At 64.6% G+C, this 23,763-nt stretch carries 21 protein-coding genes, 1 tRNA gene and 1 pseudogene; 9 read left to right on the top strand and 14 right to left on the bottom strand.

Annotation, left to right across the window (positions count from 1 at the left end):
* Positions 1-16: 16 nt before the first annotated feature.
* From AAV94_RS12505 to AAV94_RS12530, 6 genes are read right to left on the bottom strand one after another with little or no spacing between them, the layout of a single operon-like run.
* Positions 17-808, bottom strand: a complete 792-nt coding sequence (locus AAV94_RS12505; protein ID WP_046742537.1) for a class I SAM-dependent methyltransferase — start codon at positions 806-808, stop codon at positions 17-19.
* Between the two features lie 7 nt (positions 809-815).
* Positions 816-1,331, bottom strand: coding sequence for a DNA-deoxyinosine glycosylase (locus AAV94_RS12510; protein WP_046742538.1), 516 nt, complete (start codon positions 1,329-1,331; stop codon positions 816-818).
* The gene (locus tag AAV94_RS12515; RefSeq protein ID WP_046742539.1) at positions 1,318-2,157 is read right to left on the bottom strand and encodes a TatD family hydrolase; all 840 of its coding nucleotides are present in this window, start codon (positions 2,155-2,157) and stop codon (positions 1,318-1,320) included. The genes AAV94_RS12510 and AAV94_RS12515 overlap by 14 nt, the downstream gene beginning before the upstream one ends.
* A gap of 9 nt (positions 2,158-2,166) precedes the next feature.
* A complete protein-coding gene (locus AAV94_RS12520; RefSeq protein WP_197408070.1) occupies positions 2,167-3,138 on the bottom strand; it encodes a ketopantoate reductase family protein in 972 nt (323 codons plus the stop codon).
* Between the two features lie 27 nt (positions 3,139-3,165).
* Positions 3,166-3,894 (bottom strand): lipoprotein-releasing ABC transporter ATP-binding protein LolD, encoded by a 729-nt coding sequence (lolD, locus tag AAV94_RS12525; RefSeq protein ID WP_046742541.1) that lies wholly within the window; start codon positions 3,892-3,894, stop codon positions 3,166-3,168.
* Positions 3,887-5,143 carry a lipoprotein-releasing ABC transporter permease subunit gene (locus tag AAV94_RS12530; protein ID WP_046742542.1) on the bottom strand — a complete coding sequence of 419 codons (1,257 nt, stop codon included), beginning with the start codon at positions 5,141-5,143 and terminating at the stop codon, positions 3,887-3,889. The genes lolD and AAV94_RS12530 overlap by 8 nt, the downstream gene beginning before the upstream one ends.
* A gap of 394 nt (positions 5,144-5,537) precedes the next feature.
* Here AAV94_RS12530 and AAV94_RS15380 point away from each other — a divergent pair, with 394 nt between their 5' ends.
* Together AAV94_RS15380 and AAV94_RS12540 are read left to right on the top strand one after the other, a co-directional pair.
* Positions 5,538-6,443, top strand: a complete 906-nt coding sequence (locus tag AAV94_RS15380) for an OmpA family protein (RefSeq protein ID WP_052755047.1) — start codon at positions 5,538-5,540, stop codon at positions 6,441-6,443.
* A 137-nt stretch (positions 6,444-6,580) separates the two neighbouring features.
* A complete protein-coding gene (locus AAV94_RS12540) occupies positions 6,581-7,777 on the top strand; it encodes a multidrug effflux MFS transporter (protein ID WP_046742543.1) in 1,197 nt (398 codons plus the stop codon).
* 33 nt (positions 7,778-7,810) lie between these two features.
* On the opposite strand, the gene AAV94_RS12545 is transcribed toward AAV94_RS12540, so the two are convergent.
* The gene (locus AAV94_RS12545; protein WP_407927318.1) at positions 7,811-9,007 is read right to left on the bottom strand and encodes an MFS transporter; all 1,197 of its coding nucleotides are present in this window, start codon (positions 9,005-9,007) and stop codon (positions 7,811-7,813) included.
* A 158-nt stretch (positions 9,008-9,165) separates the two neighbouring features.
* On the opposite strand from AAV94_RS12545, the gene AAV94_RS12550 reads away from it, so the two are divergent.
* The 3 genes from AAV94_RS12550 to AAV94_RS12565 all read left to right on the top strand — a co-directional run bounded on the left by AAV94_RS12550 (position 9,166) and on the right by AAV94_RS12565 (position 13,169).
* Entirely contained in the window at positions 9,166-10,110 is a 945-nt protein-coding gene (locus AAV94_RS12550) for a LysR family transcriptional regulator (RefSeq protein WP_046742545.1), read from the top strand.
* 247 nt (positions 10,111-10,357) lie between these two features.
* Positions 10,358-12,460 carry an excinuclease ABC subunit UvrB gene (uvrB, locus tag AAV94_RS12560; protein WP_046742547.1) on the top strand — a complete coding sequence of 701 codons (2,103 nt, stop codon included), beginning with the start codon at positions 10,358-10,360 and terminating at the stop codon, positions 12,458-12,460.
* Positions 12,461-12,605: 145 nt separating this feature from the next.
* Positions 12,606-13,169, top strand: coding sequence for a methylated-DNA--[protein]-cysteine S-methyltransferase (locus AAV94_RS12565; protein WP_084824918.1), 564 nt, complete (start codon positions 12,606-12,608; stop codon positions 13,167-13,169).
* Between the two features lie 27 nt (positions 13,170-13,196).
* Here AAV94_RS12565 and tpx read toward each other — a convergent pair whose 3' ends face one another.
* The 3 genes from tpx to AAV94_RS12580 all read right to left on the bottom strand — a co-directional run bounded on the left by tpx (position 13,197) and on the right by AAV94_RS12580 (position 15,620).
* A complete protein-coding gene (gene tpx, locus AAV94_RS12570; RefSeq protein ID WP_046742549.1) occupies positions 13,197-13,697 on the bottom strand; it encodes a thiol peroxidase in 501 nt (166 codons plus the stop codon).
* Positions 13,698-13,789: 92 nt separating this feature from the next.
* Complete coding sequence (locus AAV94_RS12575) at positions 13,790-14,596, bottom strand: family 1 encapsulin nanocompartment shell protein (RefSeq protein ID WP_046742550.1); 807 nt, start codon at positions 14,594-14,596, stop codon at positions 13,790-13,792.
* Entirely contained in the window at positions 14,589-15,620 is a 1,032-nt protein-coding gene (locus AAV94_RS12580) for a Dyp-type peroxidase (RefSeq protein ID WP_046742581.1), read from the bottom strand. The genes AAV94_RS12575 and AAV94_RS12580 overlap by 8 nt, the downstream gene beginning before the upstream one ends.
* A gap of 315 nt (positions 15,621-15,935) precedes the next feature.
* Between AAV94_RS12580 and AAV94_RS12585 the strand changes: the two genes are divergently transcribed.
* Positions 15,936-16,667, top strand: a complete 732-nt coding sequence (locus AAV94_RS12585) for a toxin-antitoxin system YwqK family antitoxin (protein WP_156454435.1) — start codon at positions 15,936-15,938, stop codon at positions 16,665-16,667.
* Here AAV94_RS12585 and AAV94_RS12590 read toward each other — a convergent pair.
* The 4 genes from AAV94_RS12590 to AAV94_RS12605 form a co-directional block, all read right to left on the bottom strand.
* Positions 16,660-17,808: a metallophosphoesterase gene (locus AAV94_RS12590; RefSeq protein WP_046742552.1), complete on the bottom strand. Its 1,149-nt coding sequence runs from the start codon at positions 17,806-17,808 to the stop codon at positions 16,660-16,662. The two genes, AAV94_RS12585 and AAV94_RS12590, sit on opposite strands and share 8 nt — an antisense overlap.
* Positions 17,805-19,148, bottom strand: coding sequence for a tRNA (N6-isopentenyl adenosine(37)-C2)-methylthiotransferase MiaB (gene miaB / locus AAV94_RS12595; protein ID WP_046742553.1), 1,344 nt, complete (start codon positions 19,146-19,148; stop codon positions 17,805-17,807). The genes AAV94_RS12590 and miaB overlap by 4 nt, the downstream gene beginning before the upstream one ends.
* Positions 19,149-19,289: 141 nt before the next feature.
* The gene (locus AAV94_RS14465; RefSeq protein WP_052755049.1) at positions 19,290-19,877 is read right to left on the bottom strand and encodes a hypothetical protein; all 588 of its coding nucleotides are present in this window, start codon (positions 19,875-19,877) and stop codon (positions 19,290-19,292) included.
* Between the two features lie 291 nt (positions 19,878-20,168).
* Positions 20,169-20,612 carry an RNA-binding S4 domain-containing protein gene (locus tag AAV94_RS12605; protein WP_046742583.1) on the bottom strand — a complete coding sequence of 148 codons (444 nt, stop codon included), beginning with the start codon at positions 20,610-20,612 and terminating at the stop codon, positions 20,169-20,171.
* Between the two features lie 250 nt (positions 20,613-20,862).
* Between AAV94_RS12605 and AAV94_RS12610 the strand changes: the two genes are divergently transcribed.
* The 3 genes and pseudogenes from AAV94_RS12610 to AAV94_RS15385 form a co-directional block, all read left to right on the top strand.
* Positions 20,863-20,938, top strand: a tRNA-Gly gene (locus AAV94_RS12610).
* Positions 20,939-21,165: 227 nt separating this feature from the next.
* Positions 21,166-23,106, top strand: a complete 1,941-nt coding sequence (locus tag AAV94_RS12615) for a tyrosine-type recombinase/integrase (RefSeq protein ID WP_016445090.1) — start codon at positions 21,166-21,168, stop codon at positions 23,104-23,106.
* Between the two features lie 243 nt (positions 23,107-23,349).
* A pseudogene (locus AAV94_RS15385) lies at positions 23,350-23,694 on the top strand (LysR substrate-binding domain-containing protein); the annotation flags it as partial.
* Positions 23,695-23,763: the final 69 nt, after the last annotated feature.

Raw genomic sequence — 23,763 nt, forward strand, 5'->3', positions numbered from 1 at the left:
CAGGAAAAAGGGGACATTAATTGCCGCCAGCCTCGACCGGTTGCCAGCGCTGCAGCGCATGGACCCACAGGCGTGCGGGCAGCTTCCAGCGCGCCTCGATGGCTTCGGCGCGCTGGCGCAGCAGCGGGCGTTCGACCGCCACAGGGTTCTTGCGCGCAAGCACGACGGTGTTGCCCTCGCGCGTGGGCTTGAAGAACTGCAGATGCTCGCTGCCGAAGGCGCTGGCGATATTGTCCATGTTGCGCGAAAAGCTCGCGTGGCGGCCAAACAGGTTGACCGTCATGCAACCGTTGTCGGCCAGCATGGCGTGGCAGTCGGCATAAAAAGCCGCACCGTCGAGCACCGGGCCGGCTGCCTCATGGTCGTAAAGGTCCACCTGCAGCGCGTCGACTTCGCCGTGCCAGTCGATGTCCTGCACGGCCTGCGCGGCATCGGCCACCAGCACCTGCAGGCGATCATCGTTATCGGGCAGGCGGAACCAACGCATGCAGGCGGCCACCACCTGCGGATTGAGCTCGATGACAGTGGTGCGCATGCCCAACCGCTTGTGGCAGAACTTGGTCAGCGCGCCTGCACCCAGACCCAACTGCATCGCATGCAGTTGCGGCACCTCGTCAGGATCGACAAACAGCAGCCAGGCCATCATGCGCTGCACGTACTCCAGCTCGATGTCGAGCGGCTTGGCAATGCGCATCGAGCCCTGGATCCAGGGCGAGTCCAGGTGCAGGTGGCGCACGCCGTCTTCTTCGGACAGGCTGACATCGGGCAGGACATGGCGATCAGCCTTGGGGGAGCGGGGAATTCTCATGCGGCGATTATCGCAGCGGCTTCAGCGCCGGCAGCAGCGCCTCCTGCCAGACGCGCTGCTTGCGCGCCAGCGACCAGCTGGCGTTGGCCGGGCTGGTCGAGGGCAGCTTGACCACGGGCAACCCCAGCGCGGCGGTGACCTTGTGGTGGCGCCAGCTCTCACCGCCGTTGTGGGCAATCAGTGCAAGGGCCGGCATGGTCTGCACCAGCTCGGCCAACGGATTGCGCACAGCGGCGCGGATGGCCGTGTCCAGACTGCCCTGGCGTTCACAGCTGGCGTAGACATCCCACACGCCGATGTGATGCGCCAGCAGCCAGGCGCAGCGCCCGGCGTAATCGGCCGGCATGGGATCGTGCGGGCACAGGGTGGCGAGGATTGCCCAGAACTGGTTGCGTGGGTGCGCATAGTACTGCGCGGCGGCCAGCGACGCGGCACCGGGAAAGCTGCCGAGAATCAGCACGCGGGTGTGGGCATCGGCAATCGGCGCCAGCCCCTGCAGGCGGGATGCGTCAGTCGGCGGCATGCGAATGCATCAGGGGGGCAAGCCGGGGCAGGACCGCCAGCGCATTGGCGCTGGTCTGCTGTTGCCATTGCGCCATGGAGACACCGCGCAGCGCAGCCAGCGCCGCCGCAATGCGGGGCAGCTCGGCCGGGCTGTTGCGGCCGTGCGCCATGCCTTGCGCGCGCTGCTGCGCCGTGGTGTAAAGCCAGTGGGGTGGCATGTCGGGCGCGTCGGTTTCCACCACGATGGCCTCGGCCGGCAGCTGCGCCACCAGCGAACGCAGGCGCGTGGCCCGTTCAAAGGTGCTGGCGCCGCCAAAGCCGAGCTTGAAGCCGAGGTCCAGAAATTGGCGGGCCTGCTGCAGGCTGCCGTTGAATGCATGGGCGATGCCGCCCTGGTCGAAGCGGGTGGCACGCAGGTGCTGCAACACCTTGTCGACGCTTTTGCGCACGTGCAGCAGTACCGGCAGGCGGTGGGCCTTGGCCAGCAGCAGCTGCGCGTGAAAGGCGCGCTGCTGCCAGGCATCGTCCAGTGGGACGAAGTAGTCAAGTCCGATCTCACCGACGGCGACCAGCCGTGCATCGGTGCGATGCGCCTGCAGCTGCGCATCCAGCGTGGCCAGATCGGCCTCGCTGCTGTGCGGAGTAAACAGGGGGTGGATGCCCAGCGCGTAGGCGTCGCCAAAGGCGTGGGCGGTGGCGCGCGCTGCGGCAAATTCCTGGCTGCAGACCGCCGGGATCACGCACAGCGTCACGCCCGCGGCGCGGGCCCTGGCGCGCTCGGTGCTGCGGTCGGCGTCGAACTCGGGCGCGTCAAGGTGGCAGTGCGTGTCGATCCAGCCAGCCATACCAGCCCGTCAGTGCAAGGTTGCGGAATCGCTGCCGCGTGCCTCCAGCAGCTTGATGGTGACAGCCAGCGTGCGGTTGACGGGCGTGGCAATGCCAAGTTCGGCCCCCTTGCGCGCGACATAGCCGTTGAGGTGGTCAATCTCCGTGGGTTTGCCGCGGGCCAGATCCTGCGCGGTCGAGGAGCGCTGTTCGGGCATGGAGGCGGCCAGGCCCAGGACACTGTCCATGCCCGGATGCGTCAGTGCAAGGCCACTGGCCTGGGCGACCTGCACGCATTCGTTGACGACATCGGTCATGACTTGGCAGATTTCGCCAGTCTGCAGCAACCGGCCATAGGGTAGCTGCGTGATGGCCGACAGTGCGTTGTAGGCGCAGTTGACAATCAGCTTGTTCCACTGCCGCAGGCGTACGTCGGCATCAATGGTCAGCGGGATGCCGGCCTGCGCGAACGCGGCCACCACTGCCTCGCAGCCCGGCCAAGGGCCGGTGATGAGTTCCCCCCGACCATGGTGCAGCACATGGCCGGGCCCCGCCATCTCGGCGGCGACGTAGACCACGCCCGGTACGACGGTTTGCGTAGCGAGCAGCGGCGCGATGCGTTCGGGGTTGTCGACGCCGTTCTGCAGCGATAGCACTGCCGTGCCCGGGCGCAACACTTTGGCCAGCGCGCGCGCGGCGGTTTCGCTGTCGGCGGACTTGACGCACAACAACACGAGGTCCGCGTCGGCCAGCGCTGCGGCGTCGGTCACCGCAGCCAGCGGCACATGCGCATCCCAATTGGTGTGGCTCACGCGCAGACCGTCCGTGGCGACTGCTTCAACCAGGGCGGGGCGGCCCACCAGGGTGACGGCATGGCCGGCCCGGGCCAGCAGCGCGCCGTAATAGCAGCCCACGGCGCCGGCGCCCATGACGCCGATGCGCATTTCGGGACCGGTCGATGGCACGGCGAGGGAGGAAAGATGGAGATCGGGGGAGGTCATAGGCACAGACAGGCGGTGCAGGCACCATCAGGATGGAGTGAATTGGTCGGGGTGCCCGGCGGCGGAGACCATCTCGCGCAACTGGCCCGATTCCATGTGCAGCTGGCGGTCACAGCGGTCGGCCAGTGCCTGGTCGTGTGTGACGAGCACGAATGCCGTGCCATGGTCGCGAGCGAGTTCCAGCATCATCGCAAAGACCTTGTCGGCCGTGGCACGGTCGAGATTGCCGGTGGGCTCGTCCGCCAGCACGCAGACCGGCTCGGTCACCAGCGCGCGGGCAATTGCCACGCGCTGGCGCTCGCCGCCGGAGAGCTCGGCCGGGCGGTGGCGCACGCGCTCGCCCAGGCCAACCTTCTCCAGAATCGCGGTGGCCTTGCTGCGCCACTCCTGCGCGCTGGCGCGGCGGATGCGCAGCGGCATGGCCACATTCTCCAGCGCCGTCAGCTCTGGCAGCAGGTGGTGAAACTGGTAGACGAAGCCAAGCTTGCGGTTGCGCACCACGGCGCGCTGGTTGGCGCTGAGGCCCTCCAGCGGCTGGCCTTGCAGCAGTACACTGCCGCTGCTGGGCCTGTCCAGCCCACCCAGGATGTGCAGCAGCGTGCTCTTGCCTGAGCCTGAGGCGCCGACGATGGCCAGCGTCTGGCCGGCCAGAACCTGCAGTGACAGGCCACGCAGTACCGTGACGTCCAGCGGCCCTTCCTTGAAGCGTTTGACCAGGTCTTGGGCGACCAGCACGGTTTCGCGTTGTTCACTCATGGCGCAGTGCCTCGGCGGGGTTGATGCGGCTGGCACGCCAGCTCGGGTACAGGGTGACGACGAAGGCCAGGATCAGGGCCACGGAACATATTGCAACGATGTCGTGCAGCTGCGGATCGCTGGGGATGGTGTTGATGAAGTAGACCTCCTCGGGCAGGAACTTGAAGCCCAGCAGCCGCTCGATGAACGGCACGATCACGTCAATGTTGAGCGCCACCAGCAACCCCAGCGCCAGACCCGCCAGCGTGCCGAGGATGCCGACCATGGCGCCCTGCACGACGAAGATCGCCATGATGCTGCCGGATGTGGCCCCTAGCGTGCGCAGAATGGCGATGTCAGCGCGCTTGTCGGCCACTGTCATCACCAGCGTGGCTACGAGATTGAAGGCGGCCACCCCGACGATGAGCGTGAGGATGATGAACATCATGCGCTTTTCCATCTGCACGGCGATGAACCAGTTGCGGTTCTGCATGGTCCAGTCGCGCAGCAGCAGTGGGTCGGTCAGGGTGGCTGCCAGTTCGCGGGTGACGCGGGGCGCCTCGTGCAGGTCGCGCAGCTTCAGGCGGATGCCGCTGGGCGCCTCCAGGCGAAACAGGCGCTGCGCATCCAGGTAATGCATCATCGCCATGGACGAGTCGTATTCGTAGTGGCCGGACTCGAAGGTGCCGACCACTGTCATTTGCTTCAGGCGCGGCACGACGCCGGCCGGGGTGACCTGGCCGGATGGCGCGACCACCGTGACCTTGGCGCCCGGGCGCACCCCAAGTTTGTTGGCCAGTTCGCTGCCCAGCACAATGTGGAAGTCGCCGGGGGTCAGCTGGGCGAGGGTGGACTGGTCCATCTGGCTGGCCAGGTCGGTGACCTGAGGCTCAAGCGCCGGATCGATGCCGCGGATGATGGCGCCCTGCATGTCATCGCCGCGTGCCACCAGCGCCTGCACCGAGACGAAGGGCGCGACGCCAATGACCTCAGGATGTTGCCTGACCTGGCTGGTCACTCGCTCGACGCTGGGCAGAACGCCGCCGCGCGGGGCGAATATCTCGATGTGGGAGACGACCGAAAGCATCCGGTCTCGCACGTCGCGCTGAAAGCCGTTCATGACCGACAGCACAATGATCAGCGCCGCTACGCCCAGCGCGATGCCAATCGCCGAGATGCTTGCCACGAAGGACAGCAGGCCCTTGCTGCGGCTGTTGCGTCCCGCGCGCGTATAGCGCCAGCCCAGGGCCCATTCATAAGGGGTGTGCATAGAGAAACGATAAGAGATCGGTGGAGAATGTGCCGGACACTGGCCCAGGTCATCAGGTTATATGGAATGCACTGTGCGCTGGCCGCAGCAGGGTGCGCGCCACGAAGGCGGCCATTGTGCATGAAAGCGATTGCCAGCAACATGCCACGCACCGCACGCCTGCCGGATAAGCCCGCTTACAATGTGCGGCGCATCGGCGCCCTGTATGGGAGCGCTTGCTGTGCCGGGAGGTTCCCGCAGAGCGCATTTCCGGTGGTGCCTTGCTTATGTGTGCCGCCCGAAACGCCGAGGTCTGAGCGGGGTTGCAGACCTCCCCTTATTTTTATCAACTGAATGTGGCCCGGGCATGGGGGAAGCCACTCCATCCATGCGTGCTGGCGGAAATCGGAGAGTTATGTCCCAAGAGCAAGACAAGGATACGCGCATCGCGCTGTTGATCGTGTTCGCGTTGATTGCGGCCATCGTGGTCGGCGTTCTGTGGTTTGGCGCCTCTACCGTCCTCAAGCGGGACGGAGCTCGCTCCGCGGCATTGGTAAGCACGCAGGAGAGTCCTGAACCTGTGCATGTGCCAGGTCGGGTACTGGTGCCCTTTGTGGCGGTTGACGGCGCGGTGGCTGCCTTCCATTTCGAACCCGGCGCAGCCCAGCTTTTGACCGATGCGCAGGTGCAGGCGCAGCTCGGTGAGTTGCTTGAGCGCCTCAGAAGCGGCGCCATCGGCATGATTGTTCCGTTTGGCGGCAGCCAGCCCGAAACGGGGGTGGACGCTGGTTTGGCCGAGCAACGCGCGCATGCAGTGCGTGATGCGCTGGTGCGCCTTGGCGTTCCGGCTGCGCGCCTGACCGTTGCACCGCTGCAGATTGACAGTGGTGCCACCGACCTGCAGCGTGCCCAGCGCGTCGAGTTGATTGTTGCCGACGGTACGCTGGCGCAAGAGCAGGCCGAGGCGGCGGCGCCCGCTGGCGAGGATGCGGGCCCGCGCGTACAGGTGGCCGATGGTATCGTCACGTTCTACTTTGCGGTAGGCAGCGCGGAACTGGCGCCCGGCGCCAACGAGGCGCTCAAGGATGTGGTGGATGCCGTGGCTGCTGGCCGTCGTGCAGTGCTTTCGGGATTCACCGACCCGACCGGTGATGCGGCACTCAATGAGGAGTTGGCCAAGCAGCGTGCCTTTGCCGTGCGCGATGCCCTCGTCAGCCTTGGGGTGCCGCAAGAGCGTATTGAGCTCGAGCGCCCAGTCAGCTTTACCGGCACCGGTAGCCTCGCTGAGGCGCGGCGCGTGGAAGTGCGCCTCGAAGACTGAAGCGTCGCGAAGGCGTTTGGCAGGGGGCTCGCGCTCCCTTTGCGTGATGTGTCTGCAGGCCGCATGTTGCGGCCTTGCTGTTTTAGGAGGCGGGTATCGGACGCACCGCCGCCGCGTTCTTGAATCTTGGGGGTGCGATGTCCCTTTCCTTCGTGCGCATGGCTTTGCTGCTGGGCCTGCTTTCAGCCATCGGGCCTTTTGCCATCGACATGTACCTGCCGGCGCTGCCGCTGATCGGTCAGGCGCTGCGCACCGACATGGCCACCGTGCAATTGAGTCTGACGGTGTTCTTCATTTCCGTGGGGTTCGGCCAGCTGCTCTACGGGCCGCTGTCGGATCGGTTCGGGCGCAGGCTGCCGCTGTCTCTGGGGCTCGCGCTGTTTGCCGCGGCCAGCATCGGCTGCGCACTGGCGGGCTCGGCCACGCAATTGCTGCTGTTTCGCTTTCTGCAGGGGCTTGGCGCGGCGGCGAGCATGTCGATTCCGCGCGCTGTGGTGCGCGACCTGCACACCGGTCACGAGGCGGCACGGCTGATGTCGCTGCTGATGCTGGTGTTCAGCGTCTGCCCCATTCTGGCGCCGTTGGCGGGCAGCTTCCTGATCGACATGCTGGGCTGGCGTGCCGTGTTCTGGTTCATCACGTTGCTTGCGCTGGCAGGGATTGCGGCCACGGTCTACTGGTTGCCTGAGACCTGGGGCGCAGAGCGGCGCAGCCCCGTCGATGGCCAGGCGCTTGACCGTGCCTGGCAGGCCTACCGCACGTTGCTCAAGGATGGCCGTTTCGTCGGCCTGGTCGTCACCGGTGGCTGTGCGATGGCGTGCTTTTTTACTTACCTGGTCAGCTCCTCATTTGTGATGATGGGGCACTTTGGCCTCACCCCGCGCCAGTACGCGCTGGCCTTTGCGCTCAATGCCATTTCCTTTTTCGGCATGGCGCAGTTCAATGGCACGCTGGGCCGGCGCTTTGGGTTGGCCAATCTGGTGCGTGTGGCGGCGCTCGCAGGCTTCCTGGTACTGTTGACCTCGACGTTGGTGCACTGGCGCCTGCAGGAGCACATTGCGCTGCTGATCGGCACCTATTTGCTCTCCGGTGCGTGCTTTGCGCTGGTCGTGCCCAATACGGTGGTATTGGCGATGGATGCGCATGGGCCGATTGCTGGCGCGGCATCCGCCCTGATGGGCACTTTGCAGATGCTCATCGGTGCGGCTGCGATGGCGCTGGCCTCTCAGTTCACCGATGGCACGCCGCTGCGCATGGTGCTTGCCACGGTGCTGTGCGCAGCCTGCGCGCTGGTCGCCACCGCGCTGACACTGGGGCTGCGCTGGCGCGCGTGATACCGGCATGCAGCCGAGGATGTCGGTAAGGGGTTAGCGCCGCCGCATGCTGAGCAGCACCAGCAGCAACGCGAGCCCGGCCAGCGCCGCCCCGACAGCCATGACAGCGCTGTACCCCAGACGCAGGCGCAGCACCAGTGCGCCAGCGGCCGCACCCAGCGCATTGCCAAGGTTGAAGGCGCCGATATTGATGGACGAGGCCAGGCCGGGTGCTTCGGCTGCGGCGCGCATCACCCGCATCTGCACCGGTGGCACCACCGCAAAGGCGGCAATGCCCCAAATCAGCAAACCCACGGCCGCGCCCAGTTGGCTTTGCGCCAGCCAAGGAAAGGCCAGCATTGACAGGGCTAGCAACAGAAAAAATCCGATCAGGGTAGCATTGGCGGCGCGGTCTGCCAGCTTGCCGCCCAGCGCATTGCCGATGGTAAAGCCGATGCCGATCAACACCAGCATGGCTGTGATGAACAGGGGCGAGGCCTGCGTGAATGTTTGCAGCGAAGGGTTGACGTAGGTGTAGAGCGTGAACATGGCCGCCGAGCCAAGCACCGTGGTCAGCAGCGCCTGCAGCACCACCGGGCGTGTGAGCACCTTGAGCTCGGCCCCCACATTCGGAGTCCGGCCCTTGCTGCCAATGGGCAGGGACAAGCGCAAGGCAAGCATCGCCAGCACGCCCAGCATGGCAATGGCCAGGAAGGACTGGCGCCAGCCGATGTGCTCGCCCAGCCAGGCAGCCGCCGGCACGCCGCCGATGTTGGCGATCGTCAAGCCCAGAAACATCGCGGCAACCGCGCTGGTTTGCTTGTCGCGCGGCACCAGGCTGGCCGCCACCACCGAGCCTATGCCGAAGAAGGCACCGTGGTTCAAGCTCGTGATCACCCGCGCCACCAGCAGGCTGGCATAGCCGGGCGCCAAGGCCGAAAGAATGTTGCCGAGGGTGAAGATCGCCATCAGCGCCATCAGTGCCCTGCGTCTGGGCCAGCGTGCCAGCAGCAAGGTCATGAAGGGTGCGCCCACCATCACGCCTACGGCGTAGGCGGATACCAGCAGGCCCGCCTGCGGGATGCTGGCATGCACCCCATCAGCGATGGTGGGCAGCATGCCCATGGGGCCGAACTCGGTGGTGCCAATGCCGAATGCGCCAACGGCCAAGGCCAGCAAAGGCAGGCGCGCGCTGCCTGGAACGGGTTGGGCGGCATCGGGCGCCGCTGGGGTGGAAGTGGTGGTCATGATGGTGGTTGATGTTGTATTCGGACTGCGCAGAAGAGGGCGGGCGTAGTCCACTGAAAAAATGCAGCGCTGCAAACAAGTCAAATAGGGCGCTATTGTGGGTTGTTAGTTTTGCGTTTTATACGATATAAAAACAAATATTTTTTGCATAAATTGAGAAAATGAAAATCACTTTGGAAGAGTTGCAGGTCTTTCTCTCTGTCGCGGACTCAGTCTCGTTGAGCGCTGCGGCGCAGAAGCTCGATCAGCCAGTTTCCACGGTCAGCCGTGTACTGGCGCGCCTTGAAGACAAGCTGCAGACCACGCTCATCAGCAGGACGACGCGGCGCCTGCACCTGACCGATGAGGGCAGCAGCTTTGTCGAGGATGCACGGAACATCGTCAGTGCCGCCGAGCGTGCCGAGGAACGCGTGCTGCTGCGCCGCGGCCAGCCTGCGGGTTCACTGCGCGTGGATGCCGCTACGCCGGTCATGTTGCATGTGCTGGCACCGCTGCTACCTGGTTACCACGCCAAGTTCCCCGAGGTGCGGTTGCAGCTCAGCAGTAACGAAGGCTTCGTGGACCTGCTGGAGCAGCGTATCGACCTGGCCATCCGAGTGGGCGAGTTGAAGGACTCCAGTCTGCACAGCCGTCTGCTCTGCCACAGCCCCATGCGTGTGCTGGCCAGTCCAAGCTATCTGGCCAGGCATGGCATGCCCGAGAAGGTCAGTGACCTGGCCCAGCATGTCATCCTGGGCTTCAGCCACCCTTCGCAGCTCAACGTCTGGCCGTTGCCAGCCGAGCATGTCGGCACACGCTTTTTCCAGGCCCGTCCAACCCTTGGAGCCAGCAGCGGTGAGACCTTGCGTGCGCTTGCGGTGCAGGGCATGGGAATCACCGCGCAAGCCGATTTCATGACGCATGAAGATCGGGCAACTGGGCGACTGGTGGAAGTGCTGGCCGCGCATCGCGTGGAGTTACTGCGGCCCGTGCACGCGGTTTATTACCAGCATACAGCGGTGTCTGCACGGATTGCCTCAATGGTGCAGTATCTGGCGAATGCATTGCCCGGCGCGCCGGGGATGCAGCGCGTCCAACCTGCTCGGCGCAGCCGCCATGTAGGTTGATTTTGCCAAGCAGTGGTTGGCATCGGGCAGAGATCCTGAGAACCTGTTGACGATCCTGCCATACGTCAAGTTGACCCGCCGGGGGAGGCGATGCAAGGCGCAAACCGCAAGCTGGTCTGGTGCGGCGACGATTTGCAACGCCGCAGCGCGGCGCGGGAATGGCCGGCGAACACACGGTTGGCCTGCTATGCGGCAGCTGCGCGCCTGCGGTACATTTATCTGTTGACCTCTTGCTACCGACCGGCCCATGCAGCAGCGTTCTTCTTCCGCGCAGACATTGCCTGACACATCCGTCCCGACCGACACCTCGCGGCAGAAGCAGGGCGTGTTCGTGACTTTCGAGAATTCGCCTTTCCAGCTCTATCAGCCGTATCCGCCTGCCGGAGACCAGCCTGCAGCGATTGATGCGCTGGTCGAGGGCGTGGAGAACGGCGAGGTGTTCCAGACCCTGCTGGGCGTGACAGGCTCGGGCAAGACTTTCACGATGGCCAACACCATTGCCCGGCTGGGGCGGCCGGCCATCGTGTTCGCGCCCAACAAGACGCTGGCGGCGCAGCTCTACAGCGAGTTCCGCGAGTTCTTCCCGAAAAATGCGGTGGAGTACTTCGTCAGCTACTACGACTACTACCAGCCCGAGGCCTATGTGCCCCAGCGCGACCTGTTCATCGAGAAGGACAGCGCCATCAACGAGCACATCGAGCAGATGCGGCTGTCGGCCACCAAGAGCGTGCTGGAGCGCCGTGACGTGGTGATCGTGGCGACCGTCTCGGCCATCTACGGCATCGGCGCGCCTGAAGACTATATGGAGATGCGGTTGATCCTGCGCCAGGGCGGGCTGGCCAACCAGCGCGACCTGATCGCCCAGCTGGTGCGCATGCAGTACCGCCGCAGCGACATGGACTTTGCGCGCGGCACGTTTCGCGTGCGCGGCGACACGGTGGACGTGTTTCCGTCCGAAAACTCCGAGCTGGCGCTGCGCATCGAGCTGTTCGACGACGAGGTCGAAAGCCTGCAGCTGTTCGATCCGCTCACCGGCCACATCGTGCAGAAAGTGCCGCGTTTCGTGGTCTACCCGAGCAGCCACTACGCCACGCCGCGTGACAAGGTCTTGGCGGCGGTCGAATCCATCAAGCTGGAGCTGCGCGAGCGTCTGGCCGAGCTGACCAGCATGGGCAAGCTGGTCGAGGCCCAGCGGCTGGAGCAGCGCACGCGCTTTGACCTGGAGATGCTTGCCGAGGTGGGGCATTGCAAGGGCATCGAGAACTACAGCCGGCATCTTTCGGGCGCCAAACCGGGCGATCCGCCGGCAACGCTGACCGATTACCTGCCGCCCGATGCGGTCATGTTTCTCGACGAGAGCCACCAAATGATCGGCCAGCTCAACGCCATGTACAACGGCGACCGCGCCCGCAAACAGACGCTGGTGGACTACGGCTTTCGCCTGCCTTCGGCGCTGGACAACCGGCCGCTGAAGTTCGAGGAATTCGAAAAGCGCATGCGCCAGGTCATCTTCGTCTCGGCCACGCCGGCAGCCTACGAGCAGGCGCACTCGAGCAACGTCGTCGAGCAGATCGTGCGGCCCACCGGCCTGGTCGACCCCGAGGTGGAGGTGCGCCCGGCCACGCACCAGGTCGATGACGTGCTGCAGGAGATCCGCCTGCGCACCGAACAGGGCGATCGCGTGCTCATTACCACGCTGACCAAGCGCATGGCCGAGCAGCTGACCGATTACCTGACGGAAAACGGCGTCAGGGTGCGCTATCTGCACAGCGACATCGACACCGTCGAGCGCGTCGAGATCATCCGTGACCTGCGCCTGGGCACTTTCGATGTGCTGGTGGGCATCAACCTGCTGCGCGAGGGGTTGGACATTCCGGAAGTCTCGCTGGTGGCGATTCTCGATGCCGACAAGGAAGGCTTTCTGCGCGCCGAGCGCAGCCTGATTCAGACCATTGGCCGCGCCGCCCGCAACGCGCGCGGCAAGGCCATTCTGTATGCCGACCGCATCACCGACTCGATGAAGAAGGCCATGGACGAGACCGCGCGCCGGCGCGAGAAGCAGATTGCCTTCAATACCGCGCATGGCATCACGCCGCGCACCATCCACAAGCAGGTGCGCGATCTGATCGATGGCGTCTACAGCGACAAGGCGGCCAAGGCCATGGAAGTCAAGGCCGAAAAGCAAGCCTATGCGAGCGAGCTGCTCGAGATGACGGAGAAGGAAGCAGCGCGCGAACTCAAGCGGCTGGAAAAGCAAATGCTCGAGCACGCGCGCAATCTGGAGTTCGAGAAGGCGGCGGCGCTGCGCGACAAGCTGCAGCAGCTCAAGAGCCGACTGTTTGGGGCGTGAAAATGGCGTGCCTACTTTTTAGGCAGTGAACCCCGCTTCAGAGGCTGATCCCGACCCGTTCGACAAGTTGTGCACAATCTTATCCACCAGCGCTGTGCATAGACGCAGTGCGGAAGCCGCGAGTCAGATGCCAAGGAGTGGCGCGATGCCAGCAATGACGCACCATGTGACGATCGATAGCCCGATAGGGCCATTGCTGCTGGCTGCAGCGCACGAGCAGCTGTGCCTGATCCAATTTTCCGGGGAGCGCAGGCCGCACTTGCCGCCGCTCCAGTCGCAGCGGCTCGAGCGTGCCACGGACCACCCGACGCTGGGCGAAGCGCAGCGGCAGCTGCAGGAATACTTCGCTGGTGAGCGGCAGCAGTTTGCACTGCCATTGCTGCTCGTAGGCACGCCGTTTCAGCAGCAGGTGTGGCAGGCGCTGGCAAGCATCCCTTACGGGGAGGCCATCAGTTATGCCGAGCTGGCGCAGCGGGTAGGGCGCCCGACAGCGGTGCGGGCCGTCGGTGCTGCCAACGGCCGCAACCCGCTGCCGATCGTGCTGCCGTGCCACCGTGTGATCGGTGCAGACGGCGCGCTGACGGGGTTTTCTGGCGGGCTTGCGTGCAAGGCCTACCTGCTGTGGCTGGAAGGCAGCAGCGCGCCCTCAGGCGCAGCCCAAGGCAGTCGGCAGCCAGATCTGTTCGCCGCTGCCCCAGCCCGTCTGTGACGGGCACTTGCCCGTCACCGTGCATCCTCACTGCAGCGCGGCCTTGGCGGCGGCGTAGTCGGGTTCCTGGCTGATTTCGCTGACCAGCTCGACGTGCAGCACCTTGTCGTTCTCATCCAGCACGATGACGGCACGCGCTGCCAGTCCCGCCAGCGGGCCCGAGGCGATGGCCACGCCATAGTCGTGCAGGAATTCACGCCCGCGCATGGTCGAAAGCGTTACCACCTGATTCAGCCCCTCGGCACCACAAAAGCGGGCCTGTGCAAACGGCAGGTCAGCGGAGATGCACAGCACGACCGTGTTGGCCAGTGCGGCAGCTTCCTGGTTGAAGGTGCGCACCGAGGTGGCGCACGTGGGCGTATCCACGCTCGGAAAGATGTTCAGGATCTTGCGCTTGCCGGCAAAGTCTCCGAGTGAGACATCGTTGAGGGATTTGTCGACCAGCTTGAAAGCGGGCGCCTGCTGACCCACCTGGGGCAGCGTGCCTTCGACGGTGACGGGATTGCCTTTGAGTGTGACTTGGGACATGGATAACCTCCTGTTGAAACAGTGAACGGAAAGAGGTCCATTGTTGCATCGCCCGGCTGCGCCTGCTCGCCAGCGCCGGAGTACCCGTGGCGTTACTGTGCCGCGCCGCGCAGCGGCACGGCCGCTTCGGCCGTCAACATGCGGAACGTCAGCGTCTCCTTGAGGTACAGGGCGACGTTCTCCGCGTCATGGTGGCTGTAGCCGATGCTCAGATCAATGCCCAGATGCAGTGCGTAGTCGCCGCCGCGCATGCTCAGCACGCATCCTCCCTCGATGGCCGATGACCAGAAGATTTCGCCCTTGATCAGTCGCTCGATGTGCTGGATGACAGGATAGCCCTGATCGCTGCCTTCACTCAGCGCGGTGTAGGCGTCAGCGCCGAGCACCACAGCGTAGGGCCCCTCCACCCCTTGCAGTCGCAGTTGCTTGAGGGCTTCGGCAACGATGTCCGGGTAGTTGGCCGGTTCGCTGCCCAGCGACAGCGTGAGGTTGGAGGCGCCATCGCGGATACCGGTGATGCCGGCTGCGCGATAGCCGTCGAAGATGGTGCGGTCTTCCGCGATGGCCAGGGTGGTCGCAGCATCTTTGGCGGGCTGCCAGTCCGAGTCCTGCGAGCCGCGCTCGACCGCATCGATCTGCGCGCGCGCGAGCGTGAATGGCACGCGCAGTTCGATCAGCGGCATGACCTCGCGCTGATGTGCCAGGACGCCTTCGACAGGCGCCTCAATGCGGCGCTGGTGGCCAGTGCCGACGCTGGAAAAGGCCGGACCTTCCGGGCCGCGCAGCTCGACGATGCGGCGCCCGGCGACCGAGCGCTTGAAGGTGCGGGCCACTTCCTCCTCGATTTCGGCCCATGCAGAGGCCGAGATAGGGGCCAGTTCGCGATGCAGGTTATTCATGGTGCGTTTGTCCTTTCAGTGAGCCAATGCAAAGGCTGCCGGTGTAGCCGTCGGCAGTGGGCGGCGCCGGCTCGGATTGCGGATCGCGCTCGGACAGTGCCTGCAGCAGATCCTGGGAGGGAACGAAGAACAGGCCGCCGGTGACGGCCGTGCTGAAGTCCAGCAGGCGGTCGTAGTTGCCGGCGGGCTTGCCGACGAACATGTTTTCCAGCATCTGCTCAATCGGCCGGGGCGAGCGGGCATAGCCGATGAAGTAGGTGCCGAATTCGCCCATTCCGGGCCGGCCAAACGGCATGTTGCCGCGGACAATGTCGATTTCCTCGCCGTTCTCGTCCTCAATCACCGTCAGCGCATTGTGCGCCCAGCTTGGTTTGGTGGCGTCGTCGAGCTCGATGTCCGAGAGCTTGGTGCGGCCGATGATGCGCTCCTGCACTTCCACTGGAAGCGCATTCCAGCCCTGCATGTCGTGCAGGTATTTCTGCACGATGACGTAGCTGCCACCGGCGAAGTCGGGATCCTCGGCACCGATCACCGTGGCAGCCACAGCCTCCTGACCCTGCGGGTTCTCGGTGCCGTCGACGAATCCGATCATGGAGCGCATGTCGAAGTTGCGAAAGCCGTGCACTTCGTCCACGGCGGTAAAGCCCGGGCCAAGCGCTGCCACCAGATGCGTGGCCAGCTCGAAGCACAGGTCCATGCGGTCGGCGCGCAGGTGCAGCAGCACATCTCCGGGCGTGGCAACGGCGCGTCGCTCGGGTGGACCGTACTCAATGAACGGATGCAGTTCGCGTGGTCTTGGCGCGCCGAACAGGCGGTCCCAGGCCTCGGCGCCAAAGCCTGCAACGCAGCTGAGATGGTCTTGCGGCGCGCGATGACCGACGGCGCGCACCAGCGCGGCCAGGTCGCCGCACCAGGCACGTACTTGTGCGTGGGTGGCCGCATCGTCGGCAAGGGTCCCTACGATGAAAATGGCCGCCGCAGTGGCCGGTTCGGCAACGGGTTGTGGTGGAGAAGGTGGCGGCACAGAAGTAGTGGTCATAACACTGTGGCAGAAGGGGCCTGGCAAGGCGCGAACCGCAGGCGCTGACGCGTGCTGCGGTGGCGAGATGCTCATGCAGCGCGATAGGACAAGTGTAGACGCGCTGGCGGTGCCGGGCATTGCGCGCGGTGAGAAACGGACTGCGGCATTCAGGCTTGTGCGGCGTGATTGACAGGAGCGGTGCGCCATATCTGGCAGACTAGTGCGTATCTACACGGGCGACAATAGCGTCCGTATGCGCCGTTGCCACCATGTGTGCGGCGCGAATGCGACCTTGCCATTCAAGAGGAGCTCATCGATATGCATCGCACTCCATCATCGCGCCTGGCGATGGTTTTGACATCCTGCGCCGCCGCCGTCCTGCTGGCGGCGTGCCAGACGCCCCCGTCGGGGGACACCGCCGCGCAGGAAGCTCAGACGCTGGCGGCACAAGCCGCCGAGTTCGCCAAGACCTCCCCTGTCTCCGTGCTGGCGACAGACGAAGCGGGGCGTGGCGTGATCGCCTACTTCGGCGCACCGGGCACGGAGCAGGAAGGCATGCGCTATGACGTGCAGCAGCCTGGCGGCTTCTATCGCGTCTACATGGGCCGCGATGCGGCCGGTCACCACCGGGTGCAGGACTTCTACCAGGCCAGCGGCACGCCGCTGACCAGCGTGTTTCCCGTCGCGGCCGATGCCTCGCTCGTCGAGTGGGATACCCTGCCGCTGCAGGGGGAGGTGACGTTTTATCGCCCCAATGGCCAGGTGCGCTCGGTGACGCACTATCAGAACAGCCAGCTGCACGGGCGGGATGTGTACTACAACGATGATGGCAGCGAGCGCTCCGTGTTCCACTGGGCCAACGACATGCTCGATGGTCCGTTCGTGGCGCGTGAGCCGGGCACGCTGCGGTCCGTTTCGGGGCAGGCCCGTGAAGACCAGATCATCAGCCTGCACGCCACCGGTGCCGATGGCGCGGAGTTGCCGCAGGACGAGGCGCTGGAGCTGCTGGAGGCGTCGCTGATGCTGTGGTATCAGGACATCTTCAACTGAGCAGGGGCGCAACGCCGCGACCGAAATGGATGGTCTCGCACTGCTGGCCATCATCGAAGACCAGGGTGCGCTCCGGCCAGCGCAGCGCAGCCAGGCGAAAGCGGCTTTGTGACGGGTCGGTGCGGCCCTGCAGGCGCTCGCTCCAACGTGCGCCGACGGAGTAGTCCACGCAGAAGACGTTGTGGCGCAGGCCATGCCAGGCGTTGCTGGGCACGCAGGCAAACAGATCGCCATCAGGAGGCGCGCTGGCAGCCTCGGTGGCGGGTGCAAGGGCCGCTGGTCGCTGTGGATCGCGCCACATGCGCCAGTAGTGGCCGATGACGACCGGTGTCGGAGCCTCGTAGCGGTCCCACCAGGGCTGACGCTCGACAAAGCGCCACTTGCCGCCGGCGTAGAAAGGGACTGGCGCGGCGGCCTCCACGCCGGTCGTGAGCACTTTCAGGGGGTTGGTCATCTGCTTGAGCAGCTCGCGCTCGCCATGCGCGCGCAGCAGCGGCGGGCGCAGCTGACTGTCCTCCACATCGTGGGGCCACAGGGCTTTTTCGCGCTGGAGGCGCTGCTGCAGGCTGCCTGCGCGGGCAGCGTGCTCGGCCTGTTGCTCGAACCGGTCGTAGTGCTGGCGTGCGCTGCCGCGCGGCATCGTGCGTGCCGCCTCGATCTGCGGCTGCATCCATGCGGCATGGACGATGCGCAGATCGGCGCGCTCCAGCGCCACGGGCAGGGCGGCGCACACGGCAAGATAGCGCTGGCGCTGCGCCGGTGACGCAATGGCAAAAGGCGCGTACTTGGCGCGATCACGTTCGGTGCGGCTGTCGAAAAACCAGCCGGCACCATCCTTGGCGTCCTCGCGGATCAGGTTGATTTCATGGTTGCCCAGTATGGCCAGACAATCGCTGCGCGCATACACCTCGCAGAACCAGTCAAGCACGGCCGGCGTGTCGGGCCCGCGGTCGCACAGGTCGCCGACGAACACCAGGATGCGCCCCTCGGGGTGGCGGCCCTGCGCGTCATAACCCAGGTGCCGCAGCAGTGCCTGCAGGGCCTGCCATTCGCCGTGCACGTCGCCGACGATGTCGAGCGCACCTGCGGGCAGCGTGCCGACCAGGCTTTTCGCAGGCGGCAGTGCAGCGGCGAACGTCATGCGGGCTGGGCAACCAGCACCTCACCGCGCAGGGTGTAGGTCATGGCTTCGGTGATGTGCACGTCCACCATCTGGCCGATCAGGCGATGCGCCGACGCTGGCGCTGGGAAGTTGACGACGCGATTGCATTCGGTGCGGCCCATCAGCTCACGGTTGTCGCGCTTGGAGACACCTTCGACCAGTATGCGCTGCACGGTGCCGACGCGCTCCTGGCTGATGCGTTGCAGGTTGGCGTTGATGGCCGCCTGAACGGTCTGCAGGCGACGCAGCTTGACTTCCTGGGGCGTGTCGTCGTGCAGGTTGGCGGCGGGGGTGCCGGGCCGCGGGCTGTAGATGAAGGAGAAGCTGTTGTCGAAGCCGATGTCATCAATCAGTTTCATCAGCTTGGCGAAGTCCTCCTCGGTCTCGCCAGGAAAGCCGACGATGAAGTCGCTGCTCATGGCCAGATCGGGGCGAATGGCACGCAGCTTGCGCACGGTGCTCTTGTACTCCATGGCCGTGTAGCCACGCTTCATGGCCATCAGGATGCGGTCGCTGCCGTGCTGCACGGGCAGGTGCAGATGGTTGACGAGCTTGTCGATCTTGTCGTAGGCGGCGATCAGCCTGGGCGTGAACTCGTTGGGGTGGCTGGTGGTGTAGCGGATGCGCTCGATGCCGGGAATGTCCGCAACGTATTCGAGCAGCAGCGCAAAGTCGGCCACGTCGGCCGTGCCGCCCATCTTGCCCAGGTAGGCGTTGACGTTCTGCCCCAGCAGGTTGATTTCCTTGACGCCCTGGCTGGCCAGATCGGCCACCTCAAGCAGCACATCTTCGAAGGGCCGGCTGACTTCCTCGCCCCGGGTGTAGGGAACGACACAGTAACTGCAGTACTTGCTGCAGCCTTCCATGATGGAGACAAAGGCGGTTGCGCCTTCCACCCGGGCGGGCGGCAGGTTGTCGAACTTCTCGATTTCAGGAAATGAAATGTCCACCTGCGGGCGAGCCTGAACCTCGCGTTCGGCCAGCAACTGCGGCAGCCGGTGCAGGGTCTGCGGCCCGAACACCACATCGACGTAGGGTGCGCGCTTGATGATTTCCTCGCCTTCCTGGCTGGCCACGCAGCCGCCCACACCGATCTTGACGCCGCGCGCCTTCAGGTGCCGCACCCGGCCCAGGTCGCTGAAGACTTTCTCCTGCGCCTTCTCGCGCACCGAGCAGGTGTTAAACAGGATCAGATCGGCTTCCTCGACGTTGTCCGTTTTCTCGTAGCCCTGCGCGGCATGCAGCACATCGGCCATCTTGTCCGAGTCGTACTCGTTCATCTGGCAGCCGAAGGTTTTGATGAATACTTTTTTGCTCATGGTCGTAAAGAATGGTTTGCGCAGCTGTGTCTGCCGGCAACACGGTATCAACGAAGGCAAGCTTGCTGGCGTTGCCTGCTGTCATGCAGGCGCGTCATCGGGGCACTCCCCGAACAGTCAGGAGACCGGCCGCAGGCGCGATCAGCGGGGTGTGACGTCGAGGCCGGAAATGGTCGAGCGCCCTTGCAAGGGCGCCTGACCGGTGGCAGGTGGGCGCACGGCAGGCGCGTCCCCCTGCTCAGCCAGGCCGACGCCCAAGGCTCCAGGCTGCACCGCGTCGGGGTCCTGCGGTTTGGGGCCCAGCAGACCCAGCCACCTGCGTGGAGGCATCTCCGATTCGCGCAGCAGCCATACCCGGTGCAGATAGCCCGTGGATGGTTCTATCTGGTAGCGCACGGCCAATTTCTGACCGCGCGTCTGCAGATAAGGCACCATGTGGTTGAGCGGCGAATGCATGCGCATGCCCGGTGCAATGCGAACCGGCTGGCCGTTGATGCGCGCCCGATCAGCGTCAAGAACCTCCAGCTTGCCAAACAATGCGGTGGGAGGAAAGCTGCGGGGCTGCTGCGCCAGTGCCATGGGGGCGTTCAGCTGGGCATGCGCAGGTGGGGCAGCCAGCATGGCGGCAGCTGCAGCGATGGCGCAGCACAGCAATGCCGTCACGGCGGCACTGCGTCCGCGCGGTTGCGCCGGCTCGCACAAGAGATGGAAAAGCGTGCAGCGATTCATGGTGTGTATCCAGAGGCTGGCGAAGAGCCTGTTCAGAGGCTCCAAGGCAAGGCGGTGACAAATGCAACACAGGCCCACGCCTGCTTTTGCCGAAAATTGTGCAATGCAGCACGAGGGGCTGTTGCCCTGCGATTGTAATCGCCACGCATTCCTGTCTTGTGGGACAGAGAATCGGTGTCCGACTTCTCCATGCGCTGTGTAGCACCAGGCGGCTGAACCTATGCGTGGCGCCCGGCCGCGCCAGATGTTCGGCCTGGCTGCGCAACGCATGAAAAAGTCGTGAAGAGGTTCTCAGTGCTGGCCCGTGCCGTCCAGTGTGGCAGACCAGCGCGCATCGAAAGCGCGGTTTTCCGCAGTACCCTGCCAGTCGGACTGCAGCTGGGCGAGCTCGCGCCGGTCTTTCTTGGTGGGGCGGCCATCGCGCAGGGTGTTTGCCGGCTCCGGAGTAAGCCGGCGCAGCTCGGCCTGTCGGGCGCGCGCGGCAAGACTTTCGGGGGTTTCCTCATACAGCTGTTGCGCCACCGTTGCCGGACCGCGTGTGCCAGCCAGTGCCCGCACCACGACTGTGCGACGCACCGGCCCGTTGATCCACGCGATCACATCGCCGGGTCGCACCTCGCGTGATGGCTTGGCAAGACCTTGATTGACATGGATGCGATGTTTCTCGATGTCCTGCACGGCCAGAGCCCGTGTCTTGTAAAAACGCGCGCACCATAGCCATTTGTCCAGCCGCATGGCGTCGGCGGCCGTTGCCGTTTCGGCAGGGGAGTGGCGCGCAAGGCGCGAGGTCTTGGCGGTTTTTTGCTGAGCCATGAAAGGCGGTGGGGCGAAATCGTTGAAAACGGAGAGTCACCGCATGCCGCTCTGGGCATGCAGGAGCCGGCATGAGCGGCGGCCAGGCAGGCTCTGCGCCATTATCGCTGGAAGCGGGGAGATTTGTGCTATAGTTCGCGTCTTGTTGATTTTGGTGCGGCCAGAATCATCTGCGGGAATAGCTCAGTTGGTAGAGCGCAACCTTGCCAAGGTTGAGGTCGCCGGTTCGAGACCGGTTTCCCGCTCCAAGTTATGATCTACGGACTTCCACTGACGTCTGTAAGTCGTTGAAAAGAGGAGCTTCGGCTCCTTTTTTCATTCCAGCGAAAGCCACGGAAATCCACTGACAGCCAGCGTTTTTGAGGCCAAAAACAAGGCCAAAGAATGCGGGTGGTGCCGGTTCCGGGTTGTTGCTGGGGTTGGATCGGGATGACAAGCAGCATCGGGCCTAAGTCCAAGACTTAGGAGCTTGATGATGACACTCTCTGATCTGACCGTGCGGCAAGCCAAGGCCGCCGAGAAAACGTACAGCATCCCCGACACCGATGGCCTCGGCCTGGTGGTCGCCCCCACCGGCGGCAAGTCGTGGCATTTGCGCTATTACTGGCTCGGCAAGCAAAAGCGCATCTCCCTGGGGAACTACCCCGAGATCGGTTTGCGCGAAGCGCGCACCTTGCGCGACGAAGCCCGGGCGCTTCTGGCAAAGGGCATCAACCCCCATACCGATCGCAAACAGAAGCGACACGCGGTCAAGCTTGCGGCCGACTACACCTTCAAGGCCGTCTTCGATGCGTGGGTCGAGCATCGCCGCAAGGAAATCAAGGAGGGCAGGAACAGCACGCTGTCGCAGATCCTGCGGATCTTCAACAAGGACGTGCTGCCCAGCCTCAAGCAGATGTCGATCTACGACATTCGCCGGCCCCAACTCCTGGGCGTCCTGGCGAGGATCGAGGAGCGCAAGGCGTTCACCACTGCCGAGAAGGTCCGCACCTGGCTGGGGCAGTTGTTCCGCTATGCCCTCGTCATCGTGGAGGGGCTGGAAGCCAATCCGGCCTCCGACCTGGACGTGGTGGCCGAGCCCAAGCCCCCGGTGAACCACAACCCCTACCTGCATCTTCGGGAGCTTCCCGAGTTCCTGCACAAGCTCAGGCTCTACAACCCTCGTGGTTGGCAGACCCAACTCGGCATCCGGCTGCTGTTCCTGACCGGCGTGCGTACCGGCGAGCTGCGGCTGGCGACCCCGGACCAGTTCGATCTCGACCGTGGCCTGTGGATCATCCCGCCGCAGATTGTCAAACAACTCCAGGACGAGATGCGCAAGGCCGGCAAGCGCCCGCAGGACGTTCCGCCCTACATCGTGCCGTTGTCCGTGCAGGCCATCGAGATCGTGCGCTACCTGTTGGGTGTGATGAAGCCGGCCCAGGTCCATCTGCTCACGCACCGCAGCGAACTCAAGAAGCGCATCAGCGAGAACACCCTCAACGCGGCCTTGAAACGAATGGGCTACGAGGATCAACTGACCGGGCACGGCATCCGCGGAACCATCTCGACGGCGCTCAACGAGATCGGCTATCCCAAGATTTGGGTGGACGCGCAGCTTTCGCACTCGGACCCGAACAAGGTGAGTTCGGCCTACAACCACGCCAAGTATGTTGAGCCGCGCCGTCGGATGATGCAGGACTGGGCGGATCGCCTCGACTTACTCGAACAGGGCCAGGTCGAAGCGGCCAGCGCCCACCTCACCATCCATATCGAGGGCGTGCCAGCCATCGCAGGGGAGGACAACCCCGACGCCATCGTTGCAGGCACTTCTGCGGCTTCGGCTCCGCCCGTGGTGGTCACCCCCATTGTCGTGACGCCAAACGACGCGGGAATCACCTTCCAGCGGCTGTCGCAGGTGCCACCGCCCCCGACGCGTGCGCCGGCGCCGGCGCCGGAAGTATCCGCCATCCAGCGCGAGCGCGAGGAAATGCTCGCCATCTACGAATCGCCGAGCAGTTTGCCGGTTCCGCTGTTCGGTAAGCTGGCCGGAAAGTCCAAGGACCAGATAAACCGCGAGCTGAAGGCGGGCAAACTGCTGTCCATCAGCTTGGGCAATCGCGGGCAACGTGTGCCCGACTGGCAACTGGTGCCGCTCAAGCACAAACTGGCCCAGGTGCTCATGAACCAGTGTCCGCACGCGGATTCGTGGGACTTGTACCGGATGCTGACCCGCGTACACCCGGATCTGGGTGATCGCGCGGCCATCGACATCGTGACACCCGGAAATTTGGGCATGGTCGTGCGGGTCATCGCGGGCACCCAGCAGCAGCCAAACAGGCCCGGACCTGATTCGTCTGCGCAAGGTATTCCAGAGGAGATTCGCCAGCGCATTCAACGGTTGCTAAATGATGCGGCAATGCTCGAAAGTGCCTGACGCTGGCCGACGGCCAAAGATGGATGCTTTGGCCGTCGGAAGTGAGCTACAGGATGCGGGCCTTTGCAGTCCGCAGCGCATACGGCGCGGCGCGATGAGGCGTGCGGCCATCCTGAAGGCCATAGCCTTCTGAGCGCCTACAACCGGACTGAGTCAGCCCCTACGTCGTCCCAGAATGTAGTGGTCGTATTAGTGAGCGCGCCGCAGTAATTACCGAGAAGTAATGGGGTAAGGCATCGGGACTGCATCACTGGTCCTCGGGGACGGCAGAGACCCACTTGGTTGCTCCGCGTATCGGACCAGCGCGTACGTCGGCAGGAAATCTATCCGCGCCATGAATTCAGTGATGGTGAAGCAATGTTGGCGGCGGGTCTGGCCGGCTGCGGCATCATGCAGATGCCGACATGGCTGGTGGCCGAAGATATACGGCAGGGGCGCTTGATCCCCTTGCTGCCGGACTGGGCAGGTGGTGAGATGCCTATCCATGCAGTGTGGCCGCAATCGCGTTACCTGCAGCCCAAGGTTCGGGCTGTCATAGAAATGCTGACGATTCTGTCTGAACGGCCGGGGTCAGGTTTTGTTCCCTGATATGGCTCGTCACTGCCAAGCGGTTAGTCGTGCCTCCGCGCCTTCGGCCAGTTCTTACGCCGGCTAAAG

Origin of the sequence: Lampropedia cohaerens, assembly GCF_001005215.1 — a bacterium.
In the GTDB taxonomy this organism is placed as follows: Bacteria; Pseudomonadota; Gammaproteobacteria; order Burkholderiales; family Burkholderiaceae_C; genus Lampropedia; species Lampropedia cohaerens.